This window comes from Flavobacterium azizsancarii, from assembly GCF_027980145.1.
Classification (GTDB): domain Bacteria; phylum Bacteroidota; class Bacteroidia; order Flavobacteriales; family Flavobacteriaceae; genus Flavobacterium; species Flavobacterium azizsancarii.
Genome location: NZ_JAMZNK010000041.1, coordinates 1 through 17417 on the forward strand (window position 1 = coordinate 1; position 17417 = coordinate 17417).

Annotated in this window: 11 protein-coding genes; 1 reads left to right on the plus strand and 10 read right to left on the minus strand. The window is 33.5% G+C overall.

What is annotated here, in order from left to right:
• Window positions 1-163: 163 nt before the first annotated feature.
• The 9 genes from acs to NJT12_RS19190 all read right to left on the minus strand — a co-directional run bounded on the left by acs (window position 164) and on the right by NJT12_RS19190 (window position 13578).
• Complete coding sequence (gene acs / locus NJT12_RS19150; protein ID WP_271337532.1) at window positions 164-2074, minus strand: acetate--CoA ligase; 1911 nt, start codon at window positions 2072-2074, stop codon at window positions 164-166.
• Window positions 2075-2566: 492 nt separating this feature from the next.
• Entirely contained in the window at window positions 2567-4036 is a 1470-nt protein-coding gene (gene ilvC / locus NJT12_RS19155) for a ketol-acid reductoisomerase (RefSeq protein WP_271337533.1), read from the minus strand.
• A 61-nt stretch (window positions 4037-4097) separates the two neighbouring features.
• Window positions 4098-4619, minus strand: a complete 522-nt coding sequence (gene ilvN, locus NJT12_RS19160; RefSeq protein WP_271337534.1) for an acetolactate synthase small subunit — start codon at window positions 4617-4619, stop codon at window positions 4098-4100.
• An 80-nt stretch (window positions 4620-4699) separates the two neighbouring features.
• Window positions 4700-6388, minus strand: coding sequence for a biosynthetic-type acetolactate synthase large subunit (gene ilvB / locus NJT12_RS19165; RefSeq protein ID WP_271337535.1), 1689 nt, complete (start codon window positions 6386-6388; stop codon window positions 4700-4702).
• A gap of 62 nt (window positions 6389-6450) precedes the next feature.
• Window positions 6451-7518, minus strand: coding sequence for a hypothetical protein (locus tag NJT12_RS19170; RefSeq protein WP_271337536.1), 1068 nt, complete (start codon window positions 7516-7518; stop codon window positions 6451-6453).
• Between the two features lie 3 nt (window positions 7519-7521).
• Window positions 7522-9222 (minus strand): hypothetical protein, encoded by a 1701-nt coding sequence (locus NJT12_RS19175; RefSeq protein WP_271337537.1) that lies wholly within the window; start codon window positions 9220-9222, stop codon window positions 7522-7524.
• Between the two features lie 43 nt (window positions 9223-9265).
• A complete protein-coding gene (gene ilvD, locus NJT12_RS19180) occupies window positions 9266-10939 on the minus strand; it encodes a dihydroxy-acid dehydratase (protein ID WP_271337538.1) in 1674 nt (557 codons plus the stop codon).
• 267 nt (window positions 10940-11206) lie between these two features.
• Window positions 11207-12325, minus strand: coding sequence for a 3-isopropylmalate dehydrogenase (leuB, locus tag NJT12_RS19185; RefSeq protein ID WP_271337539.1), 1119 nt, complete (start codon window positions 12323-12325; stop codon window positions 11207-11209).
• A gap of 77 nt (window positions 12326-12402) precedes the next feature.
• Window positions 12403-13578, minus strand: a complete 1176-nt coding sequence (locus NJT12_RS19190) for a 2-isopropylmalate synthase (protein ID WP_271337540.1) — start codon at window positions 13576-13578, stop codon at window positions 12403-12405.
• Between the two features lie 155 nt (window positions 13579-13733).
• On the opposite strand from NJT12_RS19190, the gene NJT12_RS19195 reads away from it, so the two are divergent.
• A complete protein-coding gene (locus NJT12_RS19195; RefSeq protein ID WP_271337541.1) occupies window positions 13734-15278 on the plus strand; it encodes a hypothetical protein in 1545 nt (514 codons plus the stop codon).
• A gap of 396 nt (window positions 15279-15674) precedes the next feature.
• Here the strand turns inward: NJT12_RS19195 and NJT12_RS19200 are convergent, their stop codons facing one another.
• A complete protein-coding gene (locus NJT12_RS19200) occupies window positions 15675-17330 on the minus strand; it encodes a M1 family metallopeptidase (RefSeq protein WP_271337542.1) in 1656 nt (551 codons plus the stop codon).
• Window positions 17331-17417 lie beyond the last annotated feature (87 nt).

Sequence of the window (17417 nt, forward strand, 5' to 3'; positions counted from 1 at the left end):
TCAATGGAAAAAGATCTTGCTGGTGAACCGAATGAGGCTTAAAAACTGGCTGCATAATCATTGATTTTAGTACTTAAATATAAGAAAAATCAATGTGTAAAACAAAAAAAACTGCCCGAAATTACTTTTCGGACAGCCTCTTTTAGTTTTATCTGTATAAGAATTAAGAAATTCTTTCTTTCGAAATTTCGTCTACAACTTCAGGATTTAATAACGTTGAAGTATCTCCAAAATTAGAAAAATCTCCTTCGGCTATTTTACGTAAAATTCTACGCATAATTTTTCCTGAACGTGTTTTTGGTAAACCGGAAACAAACTGAATTTTATCCAATTTTGCAATTGGCCCGATATGATCAGAAATATATTGATTAATTTCTTTTGTCAAATTTGCTCTGTCTCTATATTCTCCTGTTTCTTTAAGAATTACAAAACCATATAAAGCATTTCCTTTAATATCATGTGGGAATCCAACAATAGCAGATTCAGCTACAGCAGGATGCTCATTAATTGCATCTTCAATTGGTGCTGTTCCCAGATTATGTCCTGAAACAATAACCACGTCATCTACCCTACCTGTGATTCTGTAATATCCTACTTCGTCTCTTAAGGCGCCATCTCCTGTAAAATATTTACCTGGAAAAGCAGAGAAATAAGTGTCTTTATAACGTTGGTGATCTCCCCAGATAGTTCTGGCAATTCCCGGCCATGGAAATTTGATACACAAACTACCTACAACTTGATTTCCTTCGATCTCATTACGTTTTTCATCCATTAAAACAGGCTGAATTCCCGGTAATGGCAAAGTTGCATAAGTTGGTTTTGTAGGCGTAACAAAAGCGATTGGAGAAATCATGATTCCACCAGTTTCTGTTTGCCACCAGGTATCAACAACAGGACATCTTTTATCTCCTACATGATCATTGAACCAGTGCCATGCTTCTTCATTGATAGGCTCTCCTACTGATCCAATTACTTTAAGTGATTTTAAAGGATACTTCTGGATATAATCTAAACTTTCTTTTGCTAAAGAACGAATAGCTGTCGGTGCTGTATAAAATTGGGTTACTTTGTGTTTTTCGATAATTTCCCAAAAACGGCTGAAATCAGGATAAGACGGAACACCTTCAAAAATTACAGTTGTTCCACCATTCAATAATGGTCCGTATAATATATAAGAGTGACCAGTAATCCAACCAATATCTGCAGTACACCAAAAAATATCATTTTCTTCGTGACTAAAAACATTTTTAAAAGTATAAGCAGTATACACCATATAACCGGCTGTGGTATGTACCATTCCTTTTGGTTTTCCAGTTGAACCTGAAGTATATAAAATAAATAAAGGATCTTCAGCATCCATAATCTCAGCAACACTATTATCAAGAGCTACATCTAACAAAGGCTGTAACCATTCGTCACGTCCTTCTTTCATTTTAATCTGAGTATTGGTTCTTTTTACAACCAATACTTTAGAAACTGTTGGACATGAATCTAATGCTTCATCTACAATTCCTTTTAAATCAATGTTTTTATTTCCTCTGTAACCTCCATCAGAAGTAATTACCATTTTACATTCGCAATCATTGATTCTTGCTGAAACTGCCGAAGCTGAGAATCCTGCAAAAATAACGGAATGAATTGCTCCAATTCTGGCACATGCCAAAACAGAAACTGCTAATTCAGGAATCATTGGTAAATAAATACAAACTCTGTCTCCTTTACGAACACCTTGCTCACGCAACACATTCGCCATTTTTGAAACTCTTTCGTAAAGTTCGTTATACGTTATATGTAAAGCACTTTCAGAAGGATCGTTCGGTTCAAAAATAATAGCCGTTTTTTCTCCTCTTTTGCTTAAGTGTCTATCAATGCAATTCTTGGTAATATTAACTTTCGCTTCAGTAAACCATTTCACTTCGGCATCAGCCATATTAAAATCAACCACTTTTTCCCATTGTTGGTACCAGGTAAAATTCTCTTCAGCTATCTTCCCCCAAAACTTCCTCGGTTCCCTTATTGACTTATTGTAATGTTTAAAATATTGTTCTAAATTTTCAATTTTATAATAACTCATATGATTTTGGAATTTTTTTATAAATGTATTAAATATCAGCGTATTCTTAAAATTATTTAATTCATAAATTTTATCAAAAAAAAACACATATTAAAAAAAATATCGCCTTTTTCTATATATACTATAAAATTTTACTTTTTTGAGGAAAAAAGCATGTCACAAAAAAGGCACGATAAATGAATATCATGCCTTTATTTTTAACAATTTCAATAACAATTAATTCTGTAATTCTGCATTACAATGCTCAGGTCTATTCTGAAAATAGCAGCATCTTTATTAATCAAAATGAAACTTCAACAAGTATATTTATCACTAAACATACCCCTTCATCAGGGATTAGCTTCACTTAACTTACTTACTAGCAGAAGTTAAGTGAATGCAATATGCATCTATATCCATTTTTCTTAATAAGTGCTTACTAATTCAAAATATTACATAAAACAGAGATACAGCGCAAATCCCACAATCAAATGTGTGGTAATTCCCAATTTATTATCCAATTTTTTTCATTGCAGTCATAGATTCCCTCAACCATGTACCTACTTCTTCTATAGGATGTTGACGAATTTCTTTGTTTACTGCAATTAAAATAGCATTATCTACTCCGTTAGAAGTTGAAAATGGTTTTCCTATAATGTTAGTTTCGACAGTTTTCATGTACTCAGTCAATAACGGCTTACAAGCATGATCGAATAAATAACAACCATATTCTGCTGTATCCGAAATAACACGGTTCATTTCAAATAATTTTTTTCTTGCAATTGTATTGGCGATCAATGGCAATTCGTGTAACGACTCATAATAAGCTGATTCTTCAATAATTCCAGCTTCAGTCATAGTCTCAAAAGCTAATTCTACACCAGCTTTTACCATTGCAATCATCAATACTCCATTGTCAAAATATTCTTGTTCTGAAATTGGAGCATCTTGTGGTGCTGTTTTCTCAAAATTAGTTTCTCCTGTAGCAGCTCTCCAAGTCAATAAGTTTTTATCATCATTAGCCCAGTCAATCATCATAGTTCTAGAGAATTCTCCAGAAATAATATCATCCTGATGTTTTTGGAATAACGGACGCATGATGTCTTTTAATTCTTCTGCGATTTCGTAAGCTTCAATTTTTGCAGGATTTGAAAGACGGTCCATCATATTTGTGATACCACCATGTTTCAAAGCTTCTGTGATAGTTTCCCATCCATATTGAATTAATTTTGAAGCATATGCAGGATCAATTCCTTTTTCAATCATTTTATCAAAACATAAAATAGATCCGGTTTGCAATAATCCGCAAAGGATTGTTTGCTCACCCATTAAATCTGATTTTACTTCAGCTACGAAAGAAGATTTTAAAACTCCCGCTTTGTGTCCTCCAGTTGCAACTGCGTAAGCTTTTGCCTGATCTAAACCAAAACCGTTTGGATCATTCTCCGGGTGAACAGCGATAAGTGTTGGAACACCAAATCCTCTTTTGTATTCTTCACGAACCTCAGAACCAGGACATTTAGGAGCACACATAATTACTGTAATATCTTTACGAATCTGCATTCCTTCCTCTACGATATTAAATCCGTGAGAGTATGATAAAGTTGAACCGTTTTTCATTAATGGCATAATGGCGGTAACTACAGCAGTATGTTGCTTGTCTGGCGTTAAGTTACAAACTAAGTCAGCAGTTGGAATTAATTCTTCATAAGTACCTACTTTAAATCCGTTTTCAGTAGCATTTTTATAAGAAGGTCTTTTTTCAGCAATTGCATCTGCACGTAATGCATATGAAATGTCTAAACCAGAATCTCTCATGTTTAAACCTTGATTTAAACCTTGTGCACCACAACCTACGATGACAACTTTTTTTCCTGCTAATGCCGAAATTCCGTCTGCAAATTCTGATTGCTCCATAAATTCGCAAACTCCTAATTGTTCTAATTGTAATCTAAGTGGTAATGTATTGAAATAATTTGCCATTTTGTTTTTATATTTAATGTGTTGTAATTTAATAATTGATTAATATGTAACTAAGATGATACTATTTGAATGTTTCTAATAATGTTGAAATTTCCATTTTTTCTTTAGAAACTGATATTCTGCCTGAACGTACAAATTGCATAATGCCGTACGGTTTGAATTTTGCATACAATTCTTCAATTTCAGAACGTCTTCCTGATTTTGAAATCACAAAGAAGTCGCGAGAAACTGTGACAATTGTCGACTGGCTTTCTTTGATGATATTTTGAATCTGTTTTTCGTCAAATAACAAACTTGAAGCAATTTTGAATATTGCATTTTCTAAATAAATAGTCTCTTCATCTGTGTGATAAAAAGCTTTTATTACTTCAATTTGTTTTTCAATTTGCCCTACAATGTTCTTAACCCATTTCTCTGTTGTATCTACAACAATAATGAATCTTGAAACATTCTCTATTTCTGATTCTGAAACGTTTAGACTTAATATATTAATGTGACGCTTTAAGAATATTCCTGATATTCTATTTAACAAACCCACGTTATTTTCTGAATATACCGATATGGTAAATGTTTTATCTTCCATGTAATTTTTGTTTAAAGTTTTTCTTGTTTCAAGTTTCAGGTTCTGCAACGTGAAACTTAAAACTTGAAACTTTTTTTTCTTTAGCTTAATCTAATTTCAGAAACACATGCTCCTGTTGGGATCATTGGGAAAACATTGTTTTCTTTTTCTACCATAACCTCCAGAAAATAAGAATCTTTTGAAGCCATCATTTCTGCAACGGCTGCATCTAAATCTTCTCTTTGTGTTACTTTTTTAGATTTAATATAATATCCTTCGGCGATTGCAACAAAATTTGGATTGATCATTTTTGTTGAAGCATATCTATTGTCAAAAAACAATTCCTGCCATTGACGCACCATTCCTAAAAACTCATTATTCAAAATAACAATTTTCACTGGTACTTTTGTCTGGAAAATAGTTCCTAATTCCTGAATTGTCATCTGGAATCCACCATCACCTATAATAGCCACTACTTCACGATCCGGTCTTCCCATTTTAGCTCCAATAGCAGCTGGCAAAGCAAATCCCATAGTTCCTAAACCTCCTGAAGTAATATTGCTTTTGGTAGAATTAAACTTGGCATAACGACACGCAAACATCTGGTGTTGTCCAACATCTGAAACAATAATAGCATCACCTTTTGAGTGTTTGTTGATCATTTCCATAGTCTCACCCATAGAAATTCCTTTATTATTTGTTGGGTTTAACTCTTCGTTTATAACCGTTTCTACCTCTATTTTATGTAGTTCTTTGAACTCGTTATGCCATGCTTCATGAGAATTTTTCTCAATTAAAGGCAATAACGCATCTAGCGCTTCCCTTACATCTCCTAAAACGGCAACTTCAGTTTTTACGTTTTTATCTACTTCTGCAGGATCAATTTCAAAGTGAATCACTTTTGCTTGTTTTGCATAAGTTTTCAAACTTCCTGTAACACGATCATCAAAACGCATTCCTAATGCAATTAGAACATCACATTGGTTAGTTAGCATGTTTGGTCCGTAGTTTCCGTGCATACCTAACATACCCACGTTTAACGGATGATCTGTTGGCAAAGCCGAAAGCCCTAAGATTGTCCAGCCAGCAGGAATTCCTGTTTTTTCGATTAAAGCTTTTAATTGTTCTTCGGCCTGACCAAGAATAATTCCCTGACCAAAAACAATAAAAGGTTTCTTAGCGCTATTAATTAAGGCAGCAGCTTCAGCCACTTTATCCAGTTTTAATTTCGGAACGGGAACATAACTTCTGATTGCAGTACATTTTTCATAACTAAAATCTAACTCATCAAACTGAGCGTTTTTAGTAATATCGATCAATACGGGACCCGGACGACCTGAACGTGCAATATAAAATGCTTTAGCAATGATTTCAGGAATTTCTGAAGCTTCAGTAACCTGATAATTCCATTTGGTTACCGGAGTCGAAATCCCGATAATATCTGTTTCCTGAAAAGCATCAGAACCCAGTAAATGCTTCCCAACCTGTCCTGTAATGCAAACCATTGGTGTTGAATCGATCTGAGCATCTGCAATTCCTGTAACTAAGTTTGTAGCTCCGGGTCCTGAAGTAGCAATTGCCACCCCAACTTTTCCTGTAGCTCTTGCATAACCTTGCGCTGCATGTGTTGCACCTTGTTCGTGGCGTACCAAGACATGGTGTAATTGATCTTGAAATTTATATAATTCGTCATAAACTGGCATTATGGCTCCTCCCGGATATCCGTAAACCAAGTCTACTCCTTCTGCTAATAAACATCTAATAACGGCTTCTGCCCCTGATATTTTCATTTTTTATTATTTTTACAACTTAACAATTACTAGTATTTAAAAATACTGCTTTAATGTATATTTTAATAGAATGCAGGATTATGCTTTGATTTGAATGCGGTGCTTTTAAAAACTTCCAGATCATAATTTGCATCATCAATAATTCTTTGTCCGTCTTTTTTATCATAATCATTAGCAATTAGTCCCTCACCTTCTTTAATAGCTTTTTCAGGTTGATCTAAATGAATATAAATTCTTCCTAAATTATAATAAGCTGAATATCTTATCTTTTTACTCGACTTATCATTTTCTGTATATTTTGTTTTAAGTGAATCAAAATACTCTATTAATGGACTCATTTCACTTACTATCCCATCAATTGGACTAGTCGCTGTCATCTTAGAAAAAATTACCTTAACAGCTTCGAGCGCCTCTTTTTGAATAGCGCCTTCTTCGTCTTTAGAGTCGATAATCCATAAATTATCTCTATAACTTGTAGCCTCTAAACCGTACATTTTATTGACTTTACGATTCGTTTGATTAAGAACTAATTCAACATAAGTTTTGATTTTTTCATTATAAAAATCATCCTTTTGTTTTTTAAACAATTCTTTTACCGCTTCAGGATTTACATTGTCATTATTAGATTTATAAATATAGTCTTCATCAAACGCATATGTGTTTTCCTCATCTTTCCCTGAATCACTTATTGCTGATTTTATCTTGACGACTCCCGAACCTTTTGCTTCAATTTTCGCAATTACAAAATAGTAGGTAGTCTTTACCATTACCCCATTTTTATCTTTAGATTCATCAATTCTTGATTCAAGCTTTGGCTCCCCCATAGTAAAACTTTTCAAATTTATTTCTACATCAATATTTGAATATCTTACACTTTTTTTCCAGCCATACACATTTATTCTACCGTTCAGAGTCTCCTTATTAGGGTAAAAAGAAACAAAATCTTTGTTTATAATCGCTTCACTGCTAAAAGTTCTTTTCTCTAATGGCACAAACTTTTTAGGCAGTATTTGATAATTGACATTAAACGAAAACTTATCTAAATCGACCTTTTGTGGTTTTACCTGCGAAAAGGATTTGAAAGAAAGAAAAAGTATAACAAAATATCCTATTGTAATTTTCAAATTCATATTTTATTTTTTTAGAAATCTATTGTTCTTTTGCGACTCTAGCTGCTCTTTTGTATAATTACTCTTTACTTCCTCTTTCTTAGACGGATCGCTTATAAACATATATCGTTCTCCTATCATTTTTCCATCAACATCAAAAGCAGTTTTGCCATAAACAGCTGTCTTTTCTATTTTTTCATTAAGAACTAATATGTTGTTTTTCACAATTAAGCTATACTCCTTTTGATTATCACTTATTTCAAAATGTTCTAATTTTAGTTTACCGTCATTATCGTATAAATCGTAATTCATCATAAAACCATCTGGTCTGCTATAAGTTAAAAAAAGAAACTTATCCTGAGTCGTGTCAGGTTTTAGAACTGTGTAACTTACATCTTGCAGGAAATCTGTCCTTAATCTTCCATTATAATCACAAATTGCCCCTTTACTTGATGAACTTGTTTGGCAATTGGCCCCTTTGCAAGGAATACTTACATTAAAAAAGCCATCTTGCCCGTTATATACGTATTGCTCATTACTAATCACATGTGAAAATGTTCTATAATCGCTCACTGCTATTAAATCATTCGGAAAATCCGCAATAAATTTGGATTTCTCAAAATCATAAATTTTTGATCCTCCATTATAAAGCTGAAGCGTAAAAAAACGATCTTTATATATCTTAATTTCTTTTATTTCTAATTTCGGATCAAATAACACTTTTCCATCATAATAGATATTCTTAAGATACATTGATTCGTCCCTGCTGGAATTTGCCCCTAATTGTTTAATTATTTTTCTTGTTTTAGAAAAAATAACCATGTATTTATCCTTAAATTCAAGCAATGAGCTAACATCATTTGCTCCTACTGATATAGGAAAGATATTCTTGAGATTTGAATAATCAATAAGCTCAATGATATCATTCTTTTGAGCTAAATAAGCAACATCTTTTTTCTCTCCTTTAACATGATAATACATTTTATCTAATGAATAGATTTTATCATAGTTGTTTGGTATTAATTGTTTATTTTCTTTAAAGTCATAAATTCCAAACTGCTTGCCATCCAGACTTGATCTAACGCGATTGTCTTTTACAAAAACATCATAATCATATTTGAATACTTGTCCGCGTGCATGCTTAAATGGCTGTTTGAGCAATGATTTACCTAATGTATCCAGAACTGTAAAATCTGTATTAGTAAAAGCTAAAGCTTGTCCGGACTTGTTAAAATTACCAATACTATTATATTGCGCAGGCACTATTATCTCGCCACAAGAATTAACAATCCCTACCTTTTCTGTATTATCAAAAAAACTATAAACTTCAAAAGGCTGATTCCATGATCCATTTGTAAAATTGAAATTGGTTTTGATTCCGACTTCTGGATTTTTAACATCGTGTATTTCAACGTCTACATATTCAAAAATCATATAACCGCCACCATCATTTCCGCTGCCACGTACTTTTGACGTGAAAAACTTCCCGCAATTTAATCCGCTTAAAAAACCTTTTTTGTTATCTCCTTTAAAAGAATAAATAATTTCGCCGGCAGCATTCGCTATCTTAATATTATCAGCACTTTTTTTATCTTTTAAAAGAATAAAACCACCTTTTTTTATCTCTAAATTGTAATCTTTCTTTAGATCCTCTATTTTGCTACTTTGCGAAAATGAAATTAAAGGCAATACAAATAAGAAAAACATGTAAATTGTTTTCAGCATTTTTTATTTAATAAGTTGGTTTTAATATTAGGTTTTGACTTTATTATTTATCGGTAACGCAACCTGTAGAAGCGCTTGAAACTGATCTTGCGTATTTAAGCAAAACTCCTTTCGTAACTTTTAACGGAGGCTGAACCCACGCTGCTGCACGAGTTGCAAATTCCTCGTCAGATATCTTCAGGTTGATTGTATTATTTACAGCATCGATAGCAATTAAATCACCATCTTTTACTAAAGCAATACCACCACCATCATAAGCTTCTGGTGTTATGTGACCTACCACAAATCCATGTGAACCTCCAGAGAATCTACCGTCTGTAATAAGAGCACAACTGCTGCCTAATCCGGCACCAATAATTGCCGATGTTGGTTTTAGCATTTCAGGCATTCCCGGACCACCTTTTGGTCCACAATACCTGATGACTACTACATTACCTGGTTTAATTTTTCCGGCCTCAAGTCCCGGGATTACTTCAAATTCTCCTTCAAAAACAACAGCAGGACCTTCAAAATATTCTCCTTCTTTTCCGCTAATTTTTGCAACAGCACCTTCAGAAGCAAGATTTCCGTATAAAACCTGAATATTTCCTGTTGGTTTTAATGCTTTTTGTATTTCATGAATAACCTGTTGTCCATCTTGTAAATCCGGAGTATTGGCTAAATTCTCTGCTACAGTTTTTCCGGTTACGGTCAAACAATCCCCATGAATCAATCCTACTTTTAGTAAATATTTCATTATAGAAGGAATACCTCCAACTTCGTGAATATCCTCCATCATGTATTTACCACTTGGTTTCATATCCGCCAATACTGGTGTTTTATCATTGATTGCCTGAAAATCATCTAATGTGATTTCGATATCAACAGCGTGCGCCATTGCAATTAAGTGCATAACCGCATTTGTAGAACCTCCTAAAACTGCAACGATTGTAATTGCGTTTTCAAAAGCTTTACGAGTCATAATATCTCTTGGCTTAATATCTTTTTCTAATAATATTTTAATCGCTTCTCCGGCAGCAAGACATTCGTCTCTTTTATCCTGACTCAAAGCAGGATTAGAAGAGCTGTATGGCAAACTCATTCCTAATGCTTCAATTGCAGACGACATTGTATTTGCAGTGTACATTCCGCCGCAAGCACCAGCTCCCGGGCATGCATTTTGAATAACACCTTTAAAATCTTCCGGAGTAATTTCGTTTTTCACCTTTTTTCCTAAAGCTTCAAAAGCAGAAACAATATTTAATGATTCTCCTTTCCATTTTCCGGAATGAATTGAACCTCCGTAAACCATAATCGATGGACGATTTACTCTTCCCATTGCGATTAAAGCTCCAGGCATATTTTTATCACAACCAGGAATTGCAATAATACCATCGTACCATTGTGCTCCCACAACTGTTTCGATAGAATCTGCGATTACATCACGGGAAACCAATGAAAAACGCATTCCTTCAGTACCGTTTGAAATTCCGTCACTAACACCAATAGTATTAAAAATAAGTCCGACCAGATTTGCATCCCAAACACCTTTTTTGACGTCTTTTGCCAAATCATTCAGATGCATGTTACAAGTGTTACCATCGTAACCCATGCTTACAATACCAACTTGTGCTTTCTTCAAATCTTCTTCAGTTAAACCAATCCCGTACAACATCGCTTGCGCTGCAGGTTGTGTTTGATCTTGAGTGATGGTTTTGCTGTACTTATTTAATTCCATTATGTATTATTTTATTTTAATTTTTGTTCAAAAAAAAACCTTCCAGTATTTGGAAGGTTTGTAATATAGTTTTTCAATTATATTTATACCATTCCCGATGCATATGTGTGAATCACATTGACAACAACGACAGAAGTAATAATAATTGAGATTTGCATCATTTATTTTTTAGTGTCACAAAAGTATGAAAACTTATAGGACTAAAAAAATAAAATCTCAACATTTCACATACTTCTTGTTATTTATTTCATTATTTTAATAAAAACCTTAAACAATTGTTGACTGACCAATATGTACATTGTCATTATTAAAATACAATAGGTCATCTTTGCTAAAAATAAAATTTGAGACAAACTCTCCTACTTCATTTGTACCGAATTTTGAATCTGCTTTTAAATCAATTGTAACCACTTTATATTCAATTGCTTTTTCGACTGCCTGATAAATTACATTTGCTTCTTTGAATAAGCCAAAATGTTCTAACAACATTGCAGCAGATAAAATCGAAGCAATTGGATTGGCAATATTTTTTCCTTTTGCCTGTGGATAAGAACCGTGAATTGGTTCGAAAAGCGCATTTTTTTCTCCTAAAGATGCCGAAGCCAATAGCCCGATAGATCCTGTAATTACACTTGCTTCATCAGATAAGATATCTCCAAATAAATTCTCGGTTAAAATCACGTCGAATTGTTTTGGATTTAGAATAATCTGCATTGCTGCATTGTCCACAAATAAAAAATCTAACACTACATCAGGATAATTCAAACTCACTTTCTGAACAACTTTTCTCCATAATCTTGAGGTTTCCAAAACATTTGCTTTGTCTACCATAGTTAACTTTTTGCGTCGGTTTTGTGCTGATTTAAAAGCTAAATGTGAAATTCTGGTAATTTCTTCTTCTGAATATTCACATAAATCCGAAGCATGTGTACCTTCTTCGTTTAATGTCTTAGCTCCAAAATAAGCACCACCGGTTAATTCTCTGAAAATAGTAAAGTCAGCACCATCAATAATCTCTCTTTTTAAAGGAGAGGAATCAATTAATGCTTTGTACGGTTTTATAGGACGAATGTTAGCAAACAAACCTAATTCCTTACGAAGCTTCAGTAACCCCTGCTCCGGACGAACTTTTGCATTAGGATTATTGTCATATTTAGGATCTCCAATCGCTCCAAACAAAACTGCATCTGTGTTTAAACAAAGATTAAGTGTTTGCTCCGGCAACGGATTTCCTGTTTTGTCAATAGCAATTGCTCCCATGAGAGCTTCTTCAAAAACAAATTCATGATTGTACACTTCGCCAATAGCATATAATGCTTTTTTGGCCTGTGCAATTACCTCTGGTCCGATTCCGTCTCCCGGTAAAACTGCTATTTTCAAATTCATAATGCCTCGTTCTTTATGTATTTAAACCCTTTTATCTTTCTCTTTATTCTATTCTCTTTATTCTATTCTCTTTCCAACTAACTTCTAACTAAATCTCCTTCAATTGTCGAAGCCTCAATAATCTGGTGAATATCTGCATCGATAACTTCTTTTTTGATATCAGCAAATTTCAAAAATTCAATGTATACGATATCCAATTGTACTTTTGTCAACTCGTAACCTACCTTTTTTGCACGGTAAGCCAAAGCAGCTCTTCCGCTTCTTGCTGTCAAAATAATCGAAGATTCATTAACACCCACATCAAGCGGATCCATGATTTCGTAAGTTGCTCTGTTTTTGATTACACCATCCTGATGAATCCCTGAACTGTGCGCAAAGGCATTAGCACCAACAATAGCTTTATTTGGCTGAACGATCATTCCCATACTTTCAGAAACCAATCGGCTCATTTCATTTAATTCTCTTGTATTGATATTAGTGTCAAGATTAAGGTAAGGATGTTGTTTAAAAATCATCACTACTTCTTCAAGTGCCGTATTTCCGGCTCTTTCACCAATACCATTTATAGTACATTCTATTTGTCTTGCTCCATTTATAGCTCCTGCAATAGAGTTTGCAGTTGCCATTCCTAAATCATTATGACAGTGACATGAAAGGATCACATTTTCGATACCTTTTACGTTTTCTCTTAAATATTTGATTTTTGCACCGTATTCATCTGGTAAACAATACCCTGTTGTATCTGGGATATTTAATACCGTAGCTCCGGATTTGATCACTTCTTCACAAACTTTTGCAAGGAAAGCGTTATCAGTTCTACCGGCATCTTCTGCATAAAACTCAACATCTTCTACATAAGATTTTGCGTGTGATACAGCGTATTTTGCTCTGGCAATAATGTCTTCTCTTGTGGTATTTAATTTATGGAGAATGTGAGATTCAGATGTTCCGATTCCTGTGTGGATTCTAGGTCTTTTAGCATGCTTTAAAGCAGCTGCGGCAACATCAATGTCGTTTTTTACAGCTCTTGTCAGTCCGCAGACGGTAGCGTTTTCTACAATTTTACAAATCTCAGAGACCGATAAAAAATCGCCCGGACTTGACACAGGAAAACCTGCTTCGATAACGTCAACTCCCATTTTATCAAGTCGTTCTGCGATAACTAACTTTTGTTTAGTATCTAACTTACATCCTGGAACTTGTTCGCCGTCGCGCAAAGTGGTGTCAAAAATTTGAACTTTCTCTCTATTCATATTCATTTATTTAATGTAATTTCACATCTTGATAACAAATATATATTGTACTTCCTCAGTATGAAATTCATTTTAATGAAATTATACTGTTCATAACACAATTTATAACGCGTTAATCTATTAAAAACCAATAAGTTATATTATTATATTTTACAATGGCTAACCATCAAAAAGATTTCTTATTTGTATTGATTAAATCGCTTTCTAAATCCGAAAAAAGACAGTTTAAGATTTTTGCAAGCCGTTTAGAGACGAGTTCAAATACGAAATTCATCGAATTATTTAATATTTTAGATAAGTCTGAAACCTACGATGAAAAGCTTATTCTAAAAAGCGGGATCATTAAAAAAGTACAGCTATCTAATTTAAAATCATACTTATACAAACAGATTCTGGTCAGCATCAGGTTGAATATTCCGAGTCAGAACATTCGTTATCAACTGCGTGAACAAATAGATTTTGCGGGTATTTTATACAATAAAGGACTGTATAAACAAAGTTTAAAAATTCTGGACAAGACAAAAATCATTGCGCTTGAAAATGATGAGAAATATATGGCGTATGAGATTGTAGAATTCGAAAAACTAATCGAATCGCAATATATTACCCGAAGTATTCAGGGTCGAGCCGATGAATTGGTTATTCAGGCTAAAGAATTAAACTATAGAAATACAATTTCAAGTAAGTTATCTAATTTGTCGCTTCAGCTTTACGGAATCATGCTTAAGACCGGTTATGTAAAAAATGATGAAGAGTATACTTATATTGATGACTATTTCAATAAACATATTGCTAAATTAGACGAAAGCAAGTTTGGATTCAGAGAGAAATATTGGTTCTATAACGCCAATTTATGGCGAAGTTTTCTGGTTCAGGACTTTCTTGCGAGTTATAAATTTGCTTATAAGTGGGTGAGATTATTTTACGACAACCCAAACATGATCTATCAGAATCCGGTGTTTTTTTTAAAAGGGAATCATTACTTTTTGGAGTCTTTATATATGTTGAAGTACAAATCGAATTTCAAGAAGTATTTAACGCTTTTAGAAGAAACAATTAAAGATCCTAAGTTTCCTGTAAATGACAACATTGCATCGCTATCATTTCTATATTTATATAATAATAAGCTGAATTATCATATCCTGGAAGGAACTTTTGCAGAAAGCGAATATTTGATTCCCGAGATCTTAGAGAAAATAAAAATTCATAGCGAACATCTTGATGAGCATCACGAGATGTTATTTTTCTATAAGATCGCCTCCATTTATTTTGGAAATGAGAAGTATAATGAATGCATTTTTTATCTGGATAAAATTATTAATAACAGAAATTTAAGCATGCGTGAGGACTTAATGTGTTTTGCGAGACTATTGTCTTTAATTGCGCATTATGAATTAGGGAAAGATTATTACATGGAGAACCACCTTAAAAACACTTATAAGTTTCTATTAAAAATGAACGACTTACACGAAGTTCAAAAGGAAATTATTAAGTTCCTGAGAAACTTAAATAACTTTTATCCAGCCGATATTAAGAAAGAATTTAAAAAAATGCATGCGCGTTTTGTAGAACTTGAAAAAAATACCTACGAAAAAAGAGCTTTCTTATATCTGGATATCATTTCATGGCTTGAAAGTAAAATTGAAAATCGCAAAATTGCTGATATAATTAAGGAAAAAGCGAAGTTGAATAGTCGTTAAGGACGAAATTTTCAATTTTTTAAAATTCCAAATTCCAATGGTTTGCGCACGGGTCTTTGTCAAAGTTTAAAACTTTGACAAAGATTAGTACAGACAAAAAGCGTGAAGGATTAAGATCTTTCACGCTTTTTGTCATTTCTGACGTGAGGAAAAATCTCCGTAAGAAACTCCTCCCTGAAAGTCTCCAATCTTAAGTCGAAAATCTTTGACGAATTTCTAGTGCGATTTCTCTCTCCGATCGAAATGACAAGCCCTGCCAAAATCCCTTTAAAACCAACAAACCCGACAGGTTTTTAAAACCTGTCGGGTTTACTAGACGCAAAAAAAATCCCAAATCCCTCCCGAAACCTCGGAATTGGAATTTGGAATTTTAAAAAATTGGAATTTATTTAATCTTTATTCTACAATATTAGAACTTGTTACGTAGAAATCTTTATCAACTTCAAGCGTACGTTTCTCGTTTGTTGTTTTCTCTGATTTCCATTCTGTGGTTGGTTTAAGCCATATCTCTTCACCGTTTAATTTTACTTTAACCGGCATATCAAACTTAGCTACACAATTAGTCCAGTGATATCCAAAAGATCCGTTTTTAAAAATATATTCAAAAACCGGAATCTGAGTTGTGTTTAAATACTGTGTAAAAACCCTGTTGAAATTAATTCCAGATTGCGTATTGATATATTCCTGAATTTGTTTACCAGTAACCGTTTGGTGATAAAAAGTGCTGTTTAAACCTCTTAAAATAGATTTCCATTTTGCATCATCGTTAATGACCTGACGAATCATATGCAGCATATTCGCCCCTTTTGGATACATATCTCCAGATCCTTCATTATTGACATCATAATTACCAATAATAGGCTTATCATTATGAATGTTTCTTCTGCACCCAATTACATATTCTGCACCTGCATCTTTTCCGTAATAATATTCAACAAAAAGGCTTTCAGAATAATTCGTAAAACTTTCATGAACCCACATATCTGCAATATCTTTATAGGTAATATTATTAGCAAACCATTCGTGTCCGGATTCGTGAATAATGATAAAATCGAATTTTAATCCCCATCCGGTTCCGCTTAAATCTTTCCCTCGGTATCCCATTTTGTAACCATTCCCGTAAGTCACACTACTTTGGTGTTCCATTCCTAAATAAGGTGCTTCAACCAATTTATAGCTGTCTTCGTAAAACGGATAAGGTCCAAACCAGTTTTCAAAAGCTTTTAGCATTCTTGGAGCATCTTTAAAATGCTCTTTTGCAATTTCCAGATTGTCTCTCAGAACATAATAACTGCAATCTAAATCGCCTTTTTCTCCTTTATATTTCTCTGTAAAATTCACATAATCCCCAATATTTATGTTTACACCATAATTATTAATTGGATTGGCAACATACCAATTGAAGGTTTTAGTACCGTCTTTTTCTTTTTTAACACTTTTCAATCTTCCGTTTGAGACATCAGTTAGATCTCCGGGAACATTTACAGTAATCAACATGTTTTCGACTTCATCATACATATGATCCTTGTTTGGCCACCAAACACTAGCACCCAATCCCTGACATGATGATGCGATAAAATCCTTTCCGTTTTTATCTTTTTTCCATGTAATTCCACCATCCCAAGGCGGATTTACAGCTTCTTTAGGTTTACCTCCAAATGAAATTATAATTTCCTTTGTATCGCCTACTTTTTGAGCAGCCGTTAATTGAATAAAAAAAGCATTTCCGTCCCTTTCGAATTTCAATTCTTTTCCGTCTTGCGTTACTTTATAAATCTGCATAGGTTCCTGCAAATCAATCTGCATTTTGTTATAATCCTTTAGGACCGTATAACGAACAGTGTTTGAACCCGTAATAGTTTTGTCTTTTGGATTTACTTTTACATCTAAATGATAATATTTCAAATCCCACCAGGCTCTTTCTTTTGTAATGCTTCCGCGTAAAGTATCCTGATGTGTAAAAACCGTTTCTGACTTATTCAAAAGTCCCTGGGCATTGGTTGTAAAACCAAACAAAAAGGCGATTAAAGCGCCACCGAAGTATTTTTTCATATGAAGTAAATATTTTCTTTTAACCGAAATAAGAAAGGTATTTCAACCCGCTTAAACTTCAACAAATGTAAACATTCGATTTAAGTT